The sequence below is a fragment of the Streptomyces sp. NPDC029466 genome (assembly GCF_055574515.1).
The window spans coordinates 77,175-96,605 of sequence record NZ_JBVHZH010000007.1 but is presented as its reverse complement, the minus strand read 5'-3'; the positions used below and the strand labels follow the sequence as shown (position 1 = coordinate 96,605).

At 72.7% G+C, this 19,431-nt stretch carries 11 protein-coding genes; 5 read left to right on the top strand and 6 right to left on the bottom strand.

Features of this window, described 5'->3' with window-relative positions; translation table 11 throughout:
- Positions 1-26: 26 nt before the first annotated feature.
- The 3 genes from ACZ4XD_RS08880 to ACZ4XD_RS08870 are packed head-to-tail and all read right to left on the bottom strand — an operon-like array spanning position 27 to position 3,177.
- Complete coding sequence (locus ACZ4XD_RS08880) at positions 27-887, bottom strand: sugar phosphate isomerase/epimerase family protein (RefSeq protein WP_468039635.1); 861 nt, start codon at positions 885-887, stop codon at positions 27-29.
- Positions 884-2,029 (bottom strand): dihydrodipicolinate synthase family protein, encoded by a 1,146-nt coding sequence (locus ACZ4XD_RS08875; RefSeq protein WP_468039633.1) that lies wholly within the window; start codon positions 2,027-2,029, stop codon positions 884-886. The genes ACZ4XD_RS08880 and ACZ4XD_RS08875 overlap by 4 nt, the downstream gene beginning before the upstream one ends.
- Positions 2,026-3,177, bottom strand: coding sequence for a Gfo/Idh/MocA family protein (locus ACZ4XD_RS08870; RefSeq protein WP_468039630.1), 1,152 nt, complete (start codon positions 3,175-3,177; stop codon positions 2,026-2,028). Before ACZ4XD_RS08870 ends, ACZ4XD_RS08875 begins: the two co-directional genes overlap by 4 nt.
- 165 nt (positions 3,178-3,342) lie before the next feature.
- Here ACZ4XD_RS08870 and ACZ4XD_RS08865 point away from each other — a divergent pair, with 165 nt between their 5' ends.
- The 3 genes from ACZ4XD_RS08865 (at position 3,343) to ACZ4XD_RS08855 (ending at position 7,425) form a co-directional block, all read left to right on the top strand.
- On the top strand, positions 3,343-4,326 hold the full coding sequence (locus tag ACZ4XD_RS08865) for a bifunctional helix-turn-helix transcriptional regulator/GNAT family N-acetyltransferase (protein ID WP_468039628.1): 984 nt from the start codon (positions 3,343-3,345) through the stop codon (positions 4,324-4,326).
- 71 nt (positions 4,327-4,397) lie between these two features.
- On the top strand, positions 4,398-5,303 hold the full coding sequence (locus tag ACZ4XD_RS08860) for a sugar phosphate isomerase/epimerase family protein (RefSeq protein WP_468039626.1): 906 nt from the start codon (positions 4,398-4,400) through the stop codon (positions 5,301-5,303).
- A 280-nt stretch (positions 5,304-5,583) separates the two neighbouring features.
- The gene (locus tag ACZ4XD_RS08855) at positions 5,584-7,425 is read left to right on the top strand and encodes a glycoside hydrolase family 3 protein (RefSeq protein WP_468039623.1); all 1,842 of its coding nucleotides are present in this window, start codon (positions 5,584-5,586) and stop codon (positions 7,423-7,425) included.
- A 107-nt stretch (positions 7,426-7,532) separates the two neighbouring features.
- Here ACZ4XD_RS08855 and ACZ4XD_RS08850 read toward each other — a convergent pair whose 3' ends face one another.
- The 3 genes from ACZ4XD_RS08850 to ACZ4XD_RS08840 form a co-directional block, all read right to left on the bottom strand.
- On the bottom strand, positions 7,533-8,951 hold the full coding sequence (locus ACZ4XD_RS08850; RefSeq protein WP_468039619.1) for a S28 family serine protease: 1,419 nt from the start codon (positions 8,949-8,951) through the stop codon (positions 7,533-7,535).
- 175 nt (positions 8,952-9,126) lie between these two features.
- Complete coding sequence (locus tag ACZ4XD_RS08845) at positions 9,127-13,053, bottom strand: ABC transporter ATP-binding protein (protein ID WP_468039616.1); 3,927 nt, start codon at positions 13,051-13,053, stop codon at positions 9,127-9,129.
- Positions 13,054-13,262: 209 nt separating this feature from the next.
- Positions 13,263-16,196: a discoidin domain-containing protein gene (locus ACZ4XD_RS08840; protein ID WP_468039614.1), complete on the bottom strand. Its 2,934-nt coding sequence runs from the start codon at positions 16,194-16,196 to the stop codon at positions 13,263-13,265.
- 222 nt (positions 16,197-16,418) lie between these two features.
- Between ACZ4XD_RS08840 and ACZ4XD_RS08835 the strand changes: the two genes are divergently transcribed.
- Both ACZ4XD_RS08835 and ACZ4XD_RS08830 read left to right on the top strand, forming a co-directional pair.
- Positions 16,419-17,258 (top strand): ATP-binding cassette domain-containing protein, encoded by an 840-nt coding sequence (locus tag ACZ4XD_RS08835; protein ID WP_468039612.1) that lies wholly within the window; start codon positions 16,419-16,421, stop codon positions 17,256-17,258.
- A complete protein-coding gene (locus tag ACZ4XD_RS08830) occupies positions 17,230-19,308 on the top strand; it encodes a YhgE/Pip family protein (protein WP_468039610.1) in 2,079 nt (692 codons plus the stop codon). The genes ACZ4XD_RS08835 and ACZ4XD_RS08830 overlap by 29 nt, the downstream gene beginning before the upstream one ends.
- Positions 19,309-19,431 lie beyond the last annotated feature (123 nt).

The following is a 19,431-nucleotide window of genomic DNA, read 5'->3' as shown; positions in this document are numbered from 1 at the left end:
CGATCGGGCCAGGGGCGGTTCCCCGGTCATCCGACGTGCGTCCGGAAGCGTTGCACGACCTCGGCGAGGACCTCGGCGCCGTCCCGTGCCCACAGCGCCGGGTTGAAGATCTCCACCTCGACCGGCCCCCGGTAACCGGCCGCCTCGACCCGCTCCCGGAACCACCGCAGATCCACCGAGCCGTCCCCGAGCTGCCCGCGCCCCAGCAGGACGCCTGCGGGCAGCGGGGTGACCCAGTCGGCGAGCTGGAAGGCGGCGATCCGGGAACCGGCCGCGCCGCCGGAGCCGCCCGCGCGCCCGATCTGCGCGCCGACCGTGTCGTCCCACCACAGGTGGTAGGTGTCCACGACCACCCCCACCCGGTCGGCGGGGAACCGCTCGGCGAGGTCCAGGGCCTGCGCGAGCGTGGAGACCACGCAGCGGTCCGCGGCGTACATCGGGTGCAGCGGTTCGAGCGCCAGACGGACGCCCCGCTCGGCGGCGTACGGCGCCAACTCGCCCAGCACGTCCGCGATGCGCTCCCGGGCGCCGGCCAGGTCCCGGCTGCCGGGCGGCAGTCCGCCGGAGACCAGGACCAGGGTGTCGGTCCCGAGGGCGGCCGCCTCGTCGAGGGCCGCCCGGTTGTCGTCCAGGGCGGCGGCCCGCTCGCCCGGTTCCAGGGCGGTGAAGAATCCGCCCCGGCACAGGCTGCTGACCCGCAGCCCGGCGTCCCGTATCAGCCGGGCGGCCGCGGCCACCCCGTACTCCCGCACGGGTCCGCGCCACAGGCCCACGCCCCGTACGCCGGCCCGTGCGCAGCCGTCGGCCAGTTCGGGCAGCGACCACTGGCGGACGGTCTCCTGGTTGAGGCTGAGACGGTCGAGGAGGGAGGGGGTGGGGTGGCTCATGCGCCGCCTCCCCCGTAGACCGCGAGCAGGGTGCGCATCCGGTGGGCGGCGCGCTCGGGGTCCGCGAACAGGCCGAGCGCGTCGGCCAGTTGGTGGGCGCGCCGCAGATGCGGCAGCGAGCGGGCCGACTGGAGGCCGCCGACCATGGTGAAGTGCGGCTGGTGGCCCGCCAGCCAGGCCAGCAGGACCACACCGGTCTTGTAGTGGCGGGTGGGTGCCGCGAAGAGGTGCCGGGCGAGCGGGACGGTGGGGTCGAGGACGGCCCGGAATCCCGCGGTGTCCCCGGTGTCGAGGCGGCGGACGGCCGCCGCGGCCAGGGGGGCGAGCGGGTCGAAGACGCCCAGCAGGGCATCGCTGAAGCCGTGTGCGTCGCCCGCGATCAGCTCCGGGTAGTGGAAGTCGTCGCCGGTGTAGCAGCGCACGTCCGGGGGCAGCCGGCGGCGCAGCCGTACCTCCCGGCCGGGGTCCAGCAGGGAGATCTTGACGCCGTCGACCTTGCCCGGGTGGTCGGCGACGAGCGCGAGGAGCGTCTCGGTGGCGGCGTCGGGATCCGCGCTGCCCCAGTAGCCCGCCAGCGCCGGGTCGAACATCGGGCCGTGCCAGTGCAGGATCGCCGGCCGGGCGGTCTGGCGCAGCAGGTGGCCGTAGACCTCCCGGTAGTCGTCCGGGCCGGTGGCGGCCGCGGCGAGCTGGCGGGACGCCATCAGGACGGGCCGGGCGCCGGCCGTCTCGACGGCGCCGAGCTGTTCCTCGTACGCGTCCCGGACCTCGGCCAAGGAGGCGCCGTGGGCGGGGAGTTGGTCGGTGCCGGCGCCGCAGGCGAGCAGTCCGCCGACCGCGCGTGCCTCGGCGGCGGAGCGGCGGATCAGCTCGGCGGCGGCGCCCCAGTGCAGGCCGGCACCGCGCTGTGCGGTGTCCATCGCCTCGGCCACGCCCAGGCCGTGCGCCCACAGGTGGTGCCGGAAGGCGAGGGTGGTGTCCCAGTCGACGGCGGCCGGGCCGTCCGGGGTGGTGTCGGCGTGCGGATCGGCGACCACATGGGCGGCGGCGAAGACCGTACGGGAGCGCAAGGAGGGCGGCGGGGAAGGGGGCGGGGAAACGGGGTCCGGCGCGGAACGGGCGGGGTGCGCCGGGGCGTTCACCGGCTCAGCTCCGGTACGTCCAGGCGGCGTCCCTCCGCCGAGGACCGCCGCGCCAGTTCGGCGAGCTGGACGCCGCGGGCGCCCGCCGTCAGGTCCCAGCGCCAGGGCTCGTCGCGTACGACGTGCCGGAGGAACAGCTCCCACTGGACCTTGAAGGCGTTGTCGAAGCCGTCGTTGTCGGGGACCTCCTGCCACTGCTCGCGGAACGGCTCGGACGCCGGGACGTCGGGGTTCCAGACGGGCTTGGGGGTGCCGGCGCGGTGCTGGATGCGGCAGTGGCGCAGCCCGGCGACGGCCGAGCCCTCGGTGCCGTCCACCTGGAATTCCACGAGTTCGTCGCGGTGTACCCGGACCGCCCAGGAGGAGTTGATCTGCGCGACGATGCCGCCGGCCAGTTCGAAGATGCCGTAGGCGGCGTCGTCGGCGGTGGCGTCATAGGGGGTGCCCGACTCGTCCCAGCGGCGCGGGATATGCGTGGTGAGGTGCGCCTGGACGCTGCTGACCGGGCCGAACAGTTCGTGCAGGAGGTACTCCCAGTGCGGGAACATATCGGCCGCGATGCCGCCACCGTCCTCGGCGCGGTAGTTCCAGGAGGGGCGCTGCGCCGGCTGGGTGTCCCCTTCGAAGACCCAGTAGCCGAACTCGCCCCGTACGGACAGGATGCGGCCGAAGAAGCCGCTGTCGACGAGGCGGCGGAGTTTGCGCAGGCCAGGCAGGAAGAGCTTGTCCTGGACGACACCGTTCTTGACGCCCGCCTCCTGGGCCAGCCGGGCCAGCTTCAGGGCGCCGGTGAGGCCGCTCGCGGTGGGCTTCTCGACGTACAGATGCTTTCCGGCGGCGATCGCCTTGCCCACCGCTTCCTCGCGGGCGGCCGTGATCTGGGCGTCGAAGTAGACGTCGATGGTGTCGTCGCCCAGTACGGCGTCGAGGTCGCAGCTGAAGTGCTCCACGCCGTGGCGGTCGGCCAGCGCCCGCAGTTTGTGCGCGGAGCGGCCGACGAGGACGGGCTCGGGCCGGATCCGGGTCCCGTCGGCGAGCTCCAGGCCGCCCTGGTCGCGCAGGGCCAGGACGGAGCGGACCAGATGCTGGCGGTGTCCCATGCGTCCGGTCACGCCGTTCATGGCGATGCGTACGGTCGTGTGTGGCACGGCCCGGCCTCCCTCGCTCGCGGCGGGTGGGGAGCGTCCTGCGGTGCGTGCTCTCCCGCGAGGACGCTAGCCCGCACGCGAGGTCATCAACAGGGTGCGAAATCGCCGTGCGCGGTGCGGCGGCCATCGCTTATCCTTGACTCAGTCAAGGGTGAGGGGTCGACGATGACAACCGGGACGGCATCCGACAGGACATCCGGCGCGGCGCGCGACGCCGCGCCCGACGTCCGCGAGCTGCGCCGATTCAACCGCTTCTACACGAACCTGATCGGCGCCCTCGACTACGGGCGGCATCTCTACACCCCGTTCACCCTCACCGAGGCCCGGGTGCTCTACGAGGTCGCGCACCACGAGCGGGTGGACGCCGCGGACCTGCGGGCCTCGCTGTCGCTGGACGCCGGCTATCTGAGCAGGCTGCTCGGCAAGTTCGAGGACCGCGAGCTGATCACCCGCGGCAAGTCCGAGCAGGACCCCCGCCGGCAGCGCATCACGCTGACCGACGGCGGACGGGAGGCGGCCGGCCTGCTGGAGGAGCGCTCGCAGGACGCCGCCGGGTCCCTGCTGGAGCAGCTGCCGGACGAGGACCGGGCCCGGCTGGTGGACTCGATGCGGACCATCCGCGCCCTGCTCGGCGAGGGCGCCGGACACCCGCCCGAGCACCGGACGGCGGAGCTGACCCTGCGCACGTCCCGCCCCGGGGACCTGGGCTGGATGGTGGAGCGCAACGCCGCGCTCTACGCCGCGGAGTACGGCTTCGATCTGACCTATGAGGCGCTGGTCGCCCGGATCATCGCGGAGTACGCCGAGGGCTTCGACCCGCGGTGGGACCGCACCTGGATAGCGGAGCTGGACGGGCGCCGGGCGGGCGCGGTGATGTGTGTACGGGACGAGCGGCCCGGGGTGGCCCGGCTGCGGCTGCTGCTGGTGGAGCCGGACGCCCGCGGGCACGGCGTGGGCCGTCAACTCGTCGATGCCTGCGTGCAGTTCGCCCGGGAGGCCGGGTACGGCGAGATGGTGCTGTGGACCAACTCCGTCCTCGGCGCGGCCCGCCGTATCTATCAGCGGGCCGGGTTCGAGCTGGTCAGCGAGTCGGCGCACCACAGCTTCGGGCAGGACCTGGTCGGCCAGGACTGGCGGATGGTCCTGTGATGGCGCGCGCATTGCGGGCAGGGTGGAAGGGACGGATGACGATGGTGTGAACCACGAGGAGGAGCCCAGGCATGGTCAGCACCGGCAACACGCACGGCACCGCCCCCGCGATGCGCTTCGCTTTCTCCACTCTCGGTGTGCCCGGCATGCCGGTGGCCGACGTCCTGCGGCTGGCCACCGACACCGGATATCAGGGCGTGGAGCTGCGGGCCCATCCGGAGGAACCGGTGCATCCGCTGATCGGGGTGCGGGAACGGGCCGCGGTGCGCAAGCAGTTCGCGGACGCCGGGGTCGAGATCCTGGCGGTCGCCGGATACGCCCAGGTGGCCGCGGCCCGGGACACGGCGGGCGAGGAGGAGCTGGCGCAGGAGCTGAGCGAGCTGGTGTTTCTCGCCGCCGATCTGGGGGCGCCGTATGTCCGGGTCTTCCCCGGCGCCGGGGAGCGCCCGGCGGACGAGGCGGACGCGGACGCCGCCCGCCGGCTCGCCGCGGTGGCGCCGCTCGCGGCCGAACGGGGCGTGCGGGTACTGCTGGAGACCCATGACTCGCACCGTACGGGCGCGGCCGCCGCCCGGGTGCTGGGCCCCGTGGGCCACCGTCAGATCGGGGCGCTCTGGGATGTGCTGCACAGCTGGCTCGGTGGCGAGGAGCCGGCCGACACCCATGCCGCGCTCGCCCCGCATCTGGGCTATGTCCAGGTCAAGGATGTCGCCTCGGCCGAGGACCGCACGCCCCTCCCGCTCGGTGCCGGTGCCGTGCCGCTGGCCGCCGCCCTGGGCACCCTGGGCCGGCAGCCCGCCGACGCGCACGGCCCGGTGCCGGCTCCCGAGGGCACCTATGACCAGGGCGCGGGCGGCTGGCTGTGCTGGGAGTACGAGAAGCGCTGGTATCCCGGGGCGGCCGACCTCCCCGCCCTGCTGGCCCCGGGCCGCGCCCACCTCCAACAGCTCCTGGGAGACGGGCCCGCGGCACCCTGAGGCCGGATGTTGCGGGATGCGGCGGGCGGCGGCTCCGGACGGCCTCGGGAGCCCGCCGCCGCCCCACCCCGCGCGCCGCAACCCGCCTCCCCCCCCCCCCCCCGGTCGTCGCCCCACCCCGGCTCCGCTGCCCGACGCCCCATCACACATCCCCCGCCGCCGCGCAATAGCTGGGCGCCACCACGGATCGCGTCATTGACCGACAATAGTTTTCCGGCTATCCGTGTCTCCTTGGAAGTTTCCTTCAATGAGCCGAGGAAGCCCTCCGGAAGGAGCGCAGATGCACTCCAGACGTACCGTCCTGACCACCGCGGCCGCCGCGGCCACCGCTGTCGCGGGCGCGGGCGCCGGCCCCGCGCACGGCACGGCGCCCGCCATCGGACACCGGCCCGCCGACCCCGCCCCGTCCGCCGCCACCCGGGCCCGGCTGCGCCGCCTCATCTCCCGTATGACTCCGGAGGAAAAGGTCGGCCAGCTCTTCGTCATGCGGGTCTACGGGCACTCCGCCACCGACCCCGACCCGGCCGATGCCGCCGCGAACCAGAAGGAGCTCGGCGTCGCCAACGCCGCCGAGCTGATCGCCAAGTACCACGTCGGCGGCATCATCTACTTCGGCTGGGCACACAACACCCGTGAGCCGCACCAGATCGCCGAGCTCTCCAACGGCATCCAGAAGGCCGCCGCCGCCCAGCGCGTCCCCGTACCGGTGCTGATCTCCACCGATCAGGAACACGGCATAGTGGCCCGCGTCGGTGCGCCCGCGACGCTCTTCCCCGGGGCGATGGCGCTCGGCGCGGGCGGCTCCCGCGACGATGCCCGTACGGCGGCCCGGATCGCCGGCGAGGAGCTGTTCGCCATGGGCATCCGGCAGGACTACGCGCCGGACGCCGATGTCAATGTCAACCCCGCCAACCCGGTCATCGGCGTGCGCTCCTTCGGCGCGGACCCGCAGGCCGTGGCCCGTATGGTCGCCGCCGAGGTGAAGGGCTATCAGGGCGCCGGGATCGCCTCGTGCGCCAAGCACTTCCCCGGCCACGGCGACACCGACACCGACAGCCATGTCGGGCTGCCGTACATCCACCACAGTGCCGAGGAGTGGGAGCGGCTGGACGCGCCGCCCTTCAAGGCCGCGATCGCCGCCGGTATCGATTCGATCATGACGGCGCATATCGTCGTGCCCGCCTTTGACCCCAGCGAGGACCCGGCCACCCTCTCCCGCCCCATCCTCACCGGCATCCTGCGCGAACGCCTCGGCTACGACGGTGTGGTGGTGACCGACTCCCTCGGGATGGAGGGCGTACGGGTGAAGTACGGCGACGCCCGGGTGCCGGTGCTGGCCCTCAAGGCCGGCGTCGACCAGCTGCTGAACCCGCCGGACCTGGCCGTCGCGCACGGCGCCGTCCTCACCGCGCTCAAGGAGGGCGAGCTGACCGAGCGGGACCTCGACGCGAAGCTGCTGCGCATCCTGCTGCTCAAGGAGCGGCGCGGACTCTTCAAGGACCCGTACACCAGCCAGCGGGCCGTGGACCGGGTGGTCGGCACCCGCGCCCACCTCGCCACCGCCGACCGGATCGCGGACCGCACCACCACGCTGCTGCGCAACGACACCGGCATCCTGCCGCTGTCCCGGCGCCGGGAGGGCCGGGTGCTGGTGGCGGGCGTCGACGCGGCCGCGCCGTCCGGGACCGGCGGCCCGCCCACCACGGTGCTGGCGCGGGCGCTGACCGAGCTGGGCTTCACGGCCACCGCCCTGTCCACGGGCCAGACGCCGACCCAGCAGCGGATCGACGAGGCGGTGGCGGCGCTCCGCGAGCGGGACGCGGCGGTGGTGGCCACCTACAACGTGACCGCGGCCTCGGGACAGCGGAAGCTGGTCGAGGCGCTGCTCGCGACGGGTAAGCCGGTGGTGCAGCTGGCGGTCCGCAATCCGTATGACATCGCCCAGTTGACCGGGGTCACGGCGGCCCTGGCGAGCTACTCCTGGACCGATGTGGAGCTGCGGGCGGCGGCCCGGGTGATCGCCGGCCTGCGGAGTCCGGCGGGCCGGCTGCCCGTCCCGATAATGCGCGCCGACGCCCCGACCCGGGCGCTCTACCAGATCGGCCACGGGCTGACGTACTGAGCCGCCCCGGACACGGCGCGCTCCCCCGGTCCCTCGGGGAGCGCGCCGTTCGGGCTGCCACCGCACCACGGCCGCGGGGCGCGGCGGCCCCGCGGCGGGCGGCGGACTCAGGGCCGCAGCAGCGGCATCCGCCGGATCTCCTGCTTGTCCAGCTTCTTGTTGTCCGGGGCCAGCGGGGCGGGCTTGCCGGCCGGGGCCTGGACACCGGCCCAGTCGAGAAGCTCGGCGGTGGCCTTGGTGCGGTCGGCCTCCTTCAGCTTCGCGATGTTCGAGCCGTGGTTGCCGCCGGGCACGGTGAAGACATAGGAGTCCCGGGCGCCCTTGCCGACCTCGAAGTGCTCCGAACTCCACGGGTCGTACTCACCGTTGACGAACATCATCCGCTCTGCGTGGTGGCGCACCCAGCGGTCGATGTCGGGCATGGCGCGCCGGTCGAAGCGCATCGGGATGTCCTTCGGCACGAACGACCGGGAGTTGTTGATGCCGGGGTACTTCAGCAGACCGGACAGCTGCGGGTAGCCGTAGCCGGGCTCTCCGAGCTGGGTGCCCGCCTGGTAGTAGTACGGCGTGTACGGCTCCATGCCCTGGTCGGTGTAGCTGTCAAAGCCGCCGACCTTGTCCATCCACTTCCACAGCTCGTCGGTGGAGACGGTGGGCTTGGGCACCTCGGCGCAGGCGGTCTCGGCCGGCTGGTACTGCCAGAACCCGAACACCAGGTCCGTGACCATGACTTCATAGGCCCGGTCCGCGTTGCCGACCTTGGTGAAGGTCTGCTTCTCCTTGTCGGCCCAGTCCTGGAAGCGCTTGACCATCTCGCCGCGGCGCAGCAGGGCCTCGCGCTCGATGGCGGTGAGGGCGGTGCGGCACTGCGCGGTCCCGACGGTGCGGAAGAACCGGTCGTACGCCGAGTCCTCGTCGTTGCGTACGTCATTGGGCGCGACATAGGCGACGGTGCCGTCCATGTCGTGCGGGAAGAAGCGGCGGTAGTACGTGGCGGTCATACCGCCCTTGCTGCCGCCGGTGTCGATCCAGTTCTTGCCGTAGATACGGTGCAGCGCCCGGAAGATACGGTGCTGGTCGTTGGCGGCCTGCCGGATGTCCAGCTTCTTCCAGTCGGTGGGCGTGGGCCGCGACGGGGTGAAGTACCGGTATTCCATCGAGACTTGATTGCCGTCGATGATCTTGGTGGGTTCGCTGCGGGACGGTGTGGTGTTCACGTTGTACCCGGAGGTGAAGAACACCGTCGGCCGGTCCACCGACTTGTGCAGCAGGGTCAGTCGCTGCTGGAAGGTCCCCTTCGAGGGGTGCCGGTGGTCAACCGGCTGGGTGTAATTCAAAACGAAGTAGCGGTAGCCGTCGACCGGCTTTTCCTCGATGAGGCTCATCCCCGGGATCGCCAGGATCCGGTCCTTGATGTCCTCGGTCTTCGGCTCGGCGGCGGTGGCCGCTCCTGCCGAAGCACTGCCGGCTCCCGCCGTGCCTATGAGCACCGCGAGCGACAGCAGCCATCTGGTGGCCTTGCGCATGCACCCTCCCCTTGGGATAGCAAAGGTCGGGCTGAACCTATCGGCGCGACGGGGGTGCCACCAGCCCTTGGCGCCGTTCGGCGGATCGGCCGTTCGCGGCACGGCCGCCGCGGCGCTGTGGTGGAACGGCCGCGGACGGGGACCGGGGCCGCCCGGGGGCGGCCCCGAACGGCCCTCAGGCGGCCAGTTCCTCCTCCTCGCCGGTGAAGGTGCGCCACAGCTCCGCATAGTGGCCTTCGCGGGCGAGCAGCTGGCCGTGGCTGCCGTCCTCGACTATCCGGCCCTGGTCGAGCACCACCACCCGGTCCGCGCGGGCCGCGGTCGTGAGCCGGTGGGCGACGACGAGGGTCGTGCGGCGCCCCACCAGCCGGTCGGTGGCGTGGTTGACGACCGCTTCGGTGGCCAGATCCAGGGAGGCGGTGGCCTCGTCGAGCAACAGCACGTCGGGGTCGACGAGTTCGGCGCGGGCCAGGGCCAGCAGCTGCCGCTGGCCGGCCGAGAGGTTGCGGCCGCGCTCGGCGACCTCGTGGAGGTAGCCGCCGTCGAGGGTGGCGATCATCGCGTGGGCGCCGACGGCCCGCGCGGCGGCCTCCACCTCGGCGTCGGTGGCGTCCGGGCGGCCGTAGGCGATGGCGTCGCGGACCGTGCCGGCGAAGAGGTAGGACTCCTGGGGGACCACGCCGAGGCGGCGGCGGTAGCCGGTCAGGTCCAGCTCGCGCAGATCGGTGCCGTCGACCCGGACGGCGCCCGAGGACGGGTCGTAGTACCGCGCGACCAGCTTGACCAGCGTGGACTTACCGGCGCCGGTCTCGCCGACGAAGGCGACGGTCTGGCCGGCCGGGATGGTCAGCGCGATACCGGCCAGCGCCGGCTCCTCGCCGTCGCCGCCGTAGTGGAAGTTCACATCGTCGAAGGTGATGGCGCCCCGCAGTGCGGGCACCGCGCGGGGGCGCTCGACGGCCGGAGTGGTGGTCGGCTCGCGCAGCAGCTCCTGGATCCGGCCGAGCGAGACGGACGCCTGCTGGTAGCCGTCGAAGACCTGGGAGAGCTGCTGGACCGGGGCGAAGAACAGATCGATGTAGAGCAGGTAGGCGACCAGCGCACCGGCGGTGAGGGTCTCGGAGCCGACCCGGCCGGCGCCGACGATGAGCACCAGCGCCGCCGCCACGGACGACAGCAGCTGGACGAAGGGGAAGTAGACGGATATCAGGAACTGGCCGCGGACCCGGGCCTGCCGGTAGGCGTCGCTGCGGGCGGCGAACCGCTCCGCGCCCTGCCCCTCGCGCCGGAAGGCCTGCACGATCCGCAGTCCGGCCACGCTCTCCTGGAGGTCGCCATTGACGACGCTGATCCGCTCACGGGCGAGCTCGTACGCCTTCACGCTCTGCTTGCGGAAGAAGTACGTGCCGATGATCAGCGGCGGGAGGGTGGCGAAGACGACCAGGGCCAGCTGGAGGTCGATGGCCAGCAGTGCGATGAAGATGCCGAAGAAGGTCAGCATCGAGACCAGGGCGGTGACCAGACCGGTCTGGAGGAACGTGGACAGGGCGTCCACGTCCGTGGTCATCCTGGTCATGATCTTGCCGGTCAGCTCCCGCTCGTAGTAGTCGAGCCCGAGGCGCTGGAGCTGCGCGAAGATCTTGAGGCGGAGGGCGTAGAGGATCCGCTCGCCGATGCGTCCGGTCATGCGGTTGCCGCCGATCTGCGCGGCCCACTGGGCCAGGACCACGACCAGGGCGATGGCGGCGGCCGTCCAGACACCGATCAGCGCGCCGCGGCGGACGCCCTCGTCGATGCCCTGGCGGATCAGCACCGGCAGCAGCAGCCCGGCGAGCGCGTCCACGGCGACCAGCGCCAGCGCGAAGGCCAGCGGTCCGCCGAAGCCGTGCAGCAATCGGCGCAGGCCGTAGGAGCGCTCGGGGCGTACGGCCCGGTCCTCGTCGACGTCCGGGGTGTCCGTGGCGGGCGGCAGCGCGGCGACCTGGGAGAGCAGCTCGGGCGTGGCCGGCAGTCCGGCCATCGCGGCGCCGATGCCGGGCCCGGCCGCGACGGCCGCGCGGGCCGCCATCCCGGCTCCGCCCGCCTCGGCCTCCTGCTCCCGGCGGACCCACAGTTCGGGGGTGATGGTGCCGTCCGCCCCGGCCCGGCCCGCCGCGCCGTCCCGTACGCCGTCGCGCCCGTCGGCGTCTGCTGCCGGGTCCCGTGGTCCGTCGGCGGCGAACTCTCCGTCGAAGGCGCCGGCCAGCTCACCGGCCGGGTCCCGCTCGACACCGCCCAGCTCCTCCGGGTCGGTCAGCAGCCTGCGGTAGAGGGGGCAGCGCTCCGCCAGCTCCTCCTGGGTGCCGAGGTCGACCAGCCGGCCGCCGTCGAGGACGGCGACCCGGTCGGCGAGCGCCAGGGTGGAGGCGCGGTGCGCGATGAGCAGGGTCGTACGGCCCGCCATGACGCCGCGCAGCGCCTCATGGATCTCGTGCTCGACCCGGGCGTCGACCGCCGAGGTCGCATCGTCCAGGACCAGCAGCCGGGGGTCGGTGAGGATGGCGCGGGCCAGGGCGATGCGCTGGCGCTGGCCGCCGGACAGGGTCAGCCCCTGCTCGCCGACCTTGGTGTCATAGCCCTCGGGGAGCTCGGATATGAAGCCGTCGGCCTGGGCGGCGCGGGCCGCGGCGCGCACCTGCGCATCGGTGGCGTCCGGATGGCCGTAGGCGATGTTGTCGCGCACGGAGTCGGAGAACAGGAAGCTGCTCTCGGGGACCAGGCCGATCGCGGCCCGCAGCGACTCCAGGGTCAGCTCCCGCACATCGTGGCCGCCGACCAGGACCCGGCCCGCGGAGACGTCGTAGAAGCGCGGCAGCAGCAGCGAGACCGTGGACTTGCCGCTGCCGGACGTGCCGACCACGGCGACGGTCTCCCCGGCCTCGATGCGCAGCGAGAAATCATCGAGGACCGGGCGGACGGGACGGGCGGCGTCCGGGGCGTCCGGGGCGGGGCCGGTGCCCTCGTCCCCGTCCGCGCCCCCGTGCAGCGGCGCGTATCCGAACGTCACCCGGTCGAAGACGACGGTGGCCGGGGCGTCGGCGGGCAGCTCATGGGCGTCCGGCCGCTCGGCGATCGTGGGCTCGGTGTCGATCAGCTCGTAGACCCGCTCCACACCGGCCCGGGCCTGCTGGCCGACGGTCAGCATCATCGCCAGCATCCGGACCGGTCCGACCAGCTGCGCCAGATAGGTGGAGAAGGCGACGAAGGTGCCGAGGGTGATCTGCCCCTGGGTGGCCATCCAGCCGCCGAGGGCCAGCATCGCGACCTGGCCGAGCGCGGGGACGGCCTGGAGGGCGGGGGTGTAGCGGGCGTTGAGGCGGACCGTGCGCAGCCGTCCGGCGAACAGCCGGCGGCTGACCTCGCGCAGCTTCCCGGTCTCCTGCTCCTCCTGCCCGAAGCCCTTGACGACCCGCACCCCGGCGACCGCGCCGTCCACGACCCCGGCCACCGCGGCCGCCTGTCCCTGGGCGTACCAGGTGGCGGGGAAGAGGCGGGCGCGGCTGCGCTTGGCGATGAACCACAGGGCGGGGGCGACGGCCAGCGCGACGACGGTGAGCAGCGGCGACAGCACCGCCATCACGGCCAGTGAGACCGCGAACAGCAGAACGTTCCCGATCATCATCGGGAGCATGAACAGCAGGCTCTGGATCAGCTGGAGGTCGCTGGTGGCGCGGCCGACCACCTGGCCGGTGCTCAGCTCGTCCTGCCGCCGGCCGTCGAGCCGGGCGATCGCGCCGAACATCCGGGTCCGCAGATCGTGCTGGAGATCCAGGGCGAGCCGGCCGCCGTAGAAGCGGCGGATGTAGGTGAGGACATAGACGGCGATCGCGGCCACGACCATGAGGGCGGCCCAGGGGCCGAGGGGGCGGGCGTGCCGCACGATGACATCGTCGATGATCAGCTTCGGTACGAGCGGGACCAGGGCCAGCACGGCCATCCCGGCGAGCGAGGAGCCGAGGGCCAGCAGCACGTCTTTCCGGTACTGCCAGCAGTCGCGGGTCAGCCGCCGCGCCCAGCCCGCTCGTTCCGTATCCGTCCCCGCCACCCGGTGCCTCCCGCCCATCGACACTTTTTCGAACTGTTCGAGGGCACCAACACCGCGTGGAGCGGATTTCATCCCGCTGTCACAAACTTCTGTGCGCGCACCGCCCCCGGCACGGCGGACGGCCCCGTTCCGGATGGTCCGGGACGGGGCCGTCGCTCAGCGGGGCCATCACTCAGGCGGCGCGCCGTTACTCAGGCGGCGCGGCGGGACTCAGGTGGCGCGGCGGGCTACTTCCCCCGCCCCGCCGCCGGGTCGTCCTGCACCCGCTCCACGGTCAGCTCCGAGATGCCCGGATGCGGCTTGGGCTTCCCGTCGGCCGCCGGGCTCGGGTCACCGTGCACCGTGACCCGTACGTACCGGGCCGGGCTGCGGCCCGCGTATCCGGTGCCCGTCCAGTGCTTGCCGTCCCGGGAGACCTGGACGTTGTAGGACCTGGGCCGGGTCTTGTTCCAGTGCGGGGTGATCTGGCCGACGCGGGTGGTCCGGCCGAGGTCGACGGTGAGGGTGCCGGTGGCGGCATTGGGCACCCAGGCCGTGGTGGTGTTGCCGTCCACCGCGGCGCCCGCGTAGAGACCGGGCTCCTCCGAGGTCGCGGTGGCCGTGGTGCACCGGGCCGCGTTGGAGGTCGCCGCCAGATCCGGACGGCGGGTCTTGAGGACGGCGGGCACGCCCCGGCTGACGACCTTCTCGCCCTCCGGCGACTCGATCCGCATCGGCGCTCCGGCGGTCAGCCGCACGGTGGTCTGGTGCGCGCCGATCTCGATGTCGTAGGTCCGCCCCTGCCAGTGCAGCCCGCGCAGGGTGACGCCGTCGGAGAGCTGCGGCGGCAGCATCGGGTCGAGCCGCACCCGGTCCTCGCGCAGCCGCAGCCCCGTCAGCCCGTGGGTGAAGGTCTGCAGGAAGCCGCCCTTGCCGGTGAGGAAGTCCTGTGCGGGCTTGCCGGCGTGCGGGTCCTCGGCCCCGGCCTTCTCGCCGCGCGCCTCGGAGAACTGGTGGAACGGCCCGCGGACGAACGGCCTGATGGACCGCTCCAGATAGGTGTACGTGGAGCAGCCGGCCTCGCCGATGCCGGCCGCGTCGATGGCGTGCACCGAGTCGGTCATGGCCGGGCCGTCCGGGTCGGTGTGCCCGGCGTAGAAGTCCAGCGTGCGGGTCGCCTGGGTCTGCGACATCGGCCATTCCAGCGGGTACATCAGTAGCACGGTGTCGGCCTGCTTGATGGTCGTGCCCTTGTACCCGGCGTACTGCTCGAAGATCTTCTTCTTGCTGTCGTACGGGATGCGCAGCTTGTCGGCGATGGTCTTCCAGGAGGCCGGTGCCTTTTCGCCGAGGATCGCGGCGACCCGGCCGGCGTGCCGCAGCGCGGTGGCGGCCCCGGCGTTGGTGAAGACCGCGTCGTTGACGCCGTTGCTGTACTCGTCGGGACCGGCGACGTTCTTGACGGAGTAACTGCCGTCGGTGTTACGGGTGGCCCGGGACGCCCAGAATTCGGCGATGCCCTTGAGGACCGGCCAGCCGCGGGACCGCAGCCAGGCGGTGTCCTTGGTGGCGAGGTAGTACTGCCAGGTGGCCAGGGAGATATCGCCCATGAGGTGGTTCTGGGTCTTGCAGTGCGGCGGGTCCCAGCTGTGGCACTCGTTCCACAGATCGCCCTTGCTGCCGCTGGTCCAGGAGTAGAAGAGCCCGTCGTAGCCGAGCTTGCGGGCGTTGGCGGCGGCCCCGGCCCGGGTCTTGTAGCGGTAGTCGACGATCGATTTGGCGAGCGCGGGGTGGGCGGCGAGCAGACCCGGATACATCCAGGTCTCGGCGTCCCAGAAGATCTCACCGGCGTAGTTGTCGCTGGTCAGGCCGGTGGGGCCGATGCTGTTGCGGTTGCCGGCACGGGTGTTGGCCAGCAGCCCGTACTGCGCCGAGCGGACCCAGGACTGGAGGTCCCGGCGGCCCTTGACCTCGATGTCGCTGCGCCACAGCCGCTGCCAGGCGGCGCTGTGCCGGGCGAACAGGGCGTCCCAGCCGCGGTCGGCGGCCCGGCGCGAGGCGGCGTCGGCGGCGGCGCGCGGGGTGCGGGAGGTGAGCGCGGTGTCCACGCCGACGTACTTGGTCAGCTCGTACGAGCGGCCGCTGCGGACCGGGAAGGACACCTGCTGCCGGTTGCTCAGCTTGTCCTGCGCCGCCGGCCGGGGCGGGTTGGCGCGTACGCCGGGACCGGTGCGCAGGGTGGAGGCCACCGCGCCCTCGGTCTTCGTCCCGTCCGTACGGAACCCGACGTCCATGGTGCGGCCGGCGCCCGCGCCACCGGCCTCCTTGCCACCGGTCTCCTTGCCGCCGGCCTCCTTGCCCGCGGTCGCCTCGCCACCGGCCTCCTTGCCCCCGGTTTCCTTACCGCCGGCCTCCTTGCCTTCTGTAGTGGCCCCGTCCGCGGACGGGGTCATCCGGCGGGCGCCGCGGCCGTCGAGGCCGTCGGTGACCGTGGCCGAGCCACTCCAATGGGGCGTCATCCGCAGGCGTACGGCGCCGGTGTGGGCGTCGGTGCGGTCGGCGAGCACGTCGTAGACCAGATCGGTGACCCGGCCGTCGGCGGCGGTCCAGGTCAGCGACGTACGGACGAATCCGCAGCGCAGCGAGAGCGTCTGACGGTAGTGCGAGATCCGGCCGGGTGCGGTGGCGGAGGAGAAGGTGTCGGGGTGTGCGCCGCCGGTGGCGACGTCGAAGGTGGTCCAGGTGGGGATCGCGGCGATGGCCTGCCGGCCCTTGAGGTCCTTGGGCCCCTTGGCGTACAGCCCGGAGACGAACGAGCCGTCGTATTCAGGGGTCTTGAGCGGCCAGCCGGTCGTTCCGCCGGGTGCCGCGTAGCCGGTGCCGTTGGGCGGCACCCGCTGCCCGAGGTAACCGTTGCCCACGTAGGCGTGGTGACTGTCCTTCGGGTCGATCCTGGTGGCGGTGGCGGTCCAGCCGTCGTCGCCCTTCAGACAGGGCCCCTGCGCCGAACCGGCCGGTCCGGGCGCCGGGGTGGGCGCCGCGGCGGAGGCCGAGACGGGGGCGAGGACCGCTATCAGGGCGGTGGCGAGCAGGGGGGCGACCAGCTTGCGGGAGCGCGGCGCGGACGGACCGGCCGTGTGCTGCGGCGGCCGGTCCACGGGGTGCTGTGCCGAAGGATGCATGCTTCTCCGTCGTCAGTGCGCGGTCCGCACCGCATGCCGCGGCACGGACTCACCATGGACATCATCAGGCCCCCGCCTGCCCTGCACCCTAGGGCGGCTCCGCCGTTCGGGTCACGGGATCGACGGGGCCGGCTTCAGCCCGCGCACTCCGATTGGTCAACCGGACCCTCCATAGGGCACACTTTTAGACTGACCAGTCAGATCAAAAGGGGAGGGGTGTCGGTGAACACCACCCGCCAGGGGGCGGCGGTCAACGCCCGCGGAATCGGAGTGGAGGGCCCACGGGGATGGGCCTTCCGAGCGGTCGACATCACCGCGGAACCGGGCTCGCTGATCGCGGTCCAGGGCCCCTCCGGCTCCGGCCGCACCTGTCTGCTGCTGGCCCTCACCGGCCGGATGCGGATCACCGAGGGGGAGGCGACGGTCGCCGGGCTCGCGCTGCCCAAGCGGATGGGGTCGGTACGCAGCCGTACCGCCCTCGCCCATGTGCCGGGCGTCGCCGACCTCGAACCCGCCCTCACGGTCGGCGAACACCTCAAGGAACAGGCCCTGCTGGGCCCCCGCATCCAGGGATCGCCGCTGGCTTCGCTCCCCTGGGGCAAGCGCCACAAGGAAGCCACCCGGGCGCGGATCGACGCCGCCCTCGCGGCCGCCCGGCTCGACCCCGGCACCCTCCCCAAGGGTCTGCGCACGACCGTGCGCGACCTGGAGCGGATCGAGGCGCTGCGGCTCTCCGTCGCGCTCGGTCTGATGCACGGCCCGCAGCTGCTGGCCGTCGACGATGTGGACCTCAAGCTCGACGGCGCCGAGCGCACCGAGATCTGGCAGCTGCTGCGGGACCTCGCGCGCGAGGGCCTCACCGTGGTGGCCGCCGGCGACGGCGCACCGCAGGACGCACTGATCGTCCGCACCGCGCGCAAGGACGCCGACGCCGCCGCCGGACCCGCCGATGCCTCCGAAGGCGCCGAAGCCGCCGAGCCCACCCCCGCCCCCGTCCAGGACGACGCCCACACCACCGAGGAGGAGGCAGCGGATGCGTTCGCCGAAGCTGGCCGCGCTTGAGCTCAGGCGGTTCAGCAGGGGCAAGCTGCCCCGGCTGGGCCTGGTGGCCCTGACGCTGATCCCCCTGCTCTACGGAGCCCTGTACCTCTGCTCGTTCTGGGACCCGTACAGCCGCCTGGACAAGATCCCGGTGGCCCTCGTCAATGAGGACCGGGGGGCCACCAGCGGCGGCAAGGAGATCCACGCGGGTGACGAGCTGTCCGAGAACCTCAAGGACAGCAAGAAGTTCCACTGGGAGGACGTCAGCTCCGCCGACGCCGCCAAGGGCGTCGAGAACGGCACGTACTACCTCTCGCTGACCGTCCCCAAGGACTTCAGCGAGCGGATCGCCTCCAGCTCGGGGGACACACCGCAGACGGGCGCGCTCAAGGTCCGGACGAACGACGCCAACAACTACGTCGTCGGCTCGATCTCCAAGACGGTGTTCTCCGAGGTCCGCGCCAAGACCTCGGCCAGCTCGTCGCGGGCCATGCTCGACAAGATCTTCATCTCGTTCTCCGATCTGCACGACAAGACCGCCGAGGCGGCGGACGGGGCCGGGAAGCTCGATGACGGCCTCGGCACCGCCAAGGACAAGACCAGCAAACTGGCCGACGGTCTCGGCGAGTTGGACAAGGGCGCGGACCGGATCAGCAAGGGCACGGCGGAGGCCGCCACGAAGGCCCGGCAGCTGAGCCTGGGCGCGCGCAAGGTCTCGGACGGTACCCAGCAGCTCGCCGACAAGGTCCACGGCATCGCCAGGAAGGACCTCCCCTACCTCCGCGAGCACGGCAAGGACATCGGCCGCAAGGCACAGATCGTCGCCGACCTCACCGAGCAGCTCGACGAGGACCTCGGCAAGCTGCCGGGTGATTCCGCCAAGGCCGCCCGCCAGGCACGCGAGAACGCCGACAACGCCGCGCAGCTCTACCAGGACCGCTGCAACGGCCTCGTCGACACCGACCCCGACTGCCCCAAGCTGAAGGCGATCGCGGACGGCACCGCCCTCGCCGCCGACACGGCGGAGAAGGTCAACAACACCGTCGCCCACACGGACTTCGGGCAGCTGCGCACCAAGGTGCGGGAGCTGCACCAGGGTGCCGCGATGGTCGCCGCGGAGGCACCGGGCATCGCGAACCGGGCCGACAAGGCGATCGGCCAGATCAACCAGCTCAACGCGGGCGCCCACAAGGTCTCCCAGGGCGCCGGGCTCTTCGCCGACGGCATCGGCACGCTCGCCGACGGCGCCGGCAAGCTCCACGACGGCCTGGGCGTCGCCAAGGACGGTGCCGACAAGATCTCCGGCGGTCTGTTCAAGCTCAAGGACGGCAGCAACCAGCTGTCCGACGGGCTGCACAGCGGGGTCTCCAAGATCCCCGACTACAACAAGAAGGACCGCGACCACCGCACCGAGGTGATGGCCGACCCGGTCGAGCTGGCCGCCAAGTCGCTGCACAAGGCGCCCAACTACGGCACCGGCCTGGCGCCGTACTTCATCCCGCTCTCCCTCTGGGTCGGCGCGATGGTCGCCTTCATGCTGCTCCAGCCGCTGGGCAAGCGCGCACTGGCCGCGGGCGCCCCGGGCTGGCGGATCGCCCTCGGCTCCTGGCTGCCGGCCTACGCGATCGGCGTCGTCCAGGTGCTCGCCCTCATGGCCGTCCTCCACTGGGGCCTCGGCCTGGAGATGGCCCGCACGGCCGGCACCGTCGGCTTCCTGCTGCTGGCCACGGCCTGCTTCACCGCCATCATCCAGCTGCTGGGCGCGTTCTTCGGCCCGGCCGGCCGGGTGCTGACCCTGGTCGTCCTGATGCTCCAGCTGACCTCGGCGGGCGGCACCTACCCGGTGCAGACCAGCCCCGGTTTCTTCGCCGCCATCCACCCCTTCCTGCCGATGAGTTACGTGGTCGACGGCCTGCGCCGGCTGATCACCGGCGGTGACCTCGCCATCGTGCAGCAGGGCTGTGTGGTCCTGGCGGTCTTCACCCTCGGCGCGCTGGCGCTCACCGCTCTCGCGGCGCGCAGCCGGCAGGTCGTCCGGATGAAGGATCTGCATCCGGAGCTCAGCCTGTGAACGGGCCCCAGGGGGCCCGGGGGGGGGGGGGGGGGGGGGGGGGGGGGGGGGGGGGGGGGGGGGGGAGCCGCCCGCTTCCCCCTCCGCCGGGACGCCCCTTCCGGTCCTCTTCCCTTCTCCCTC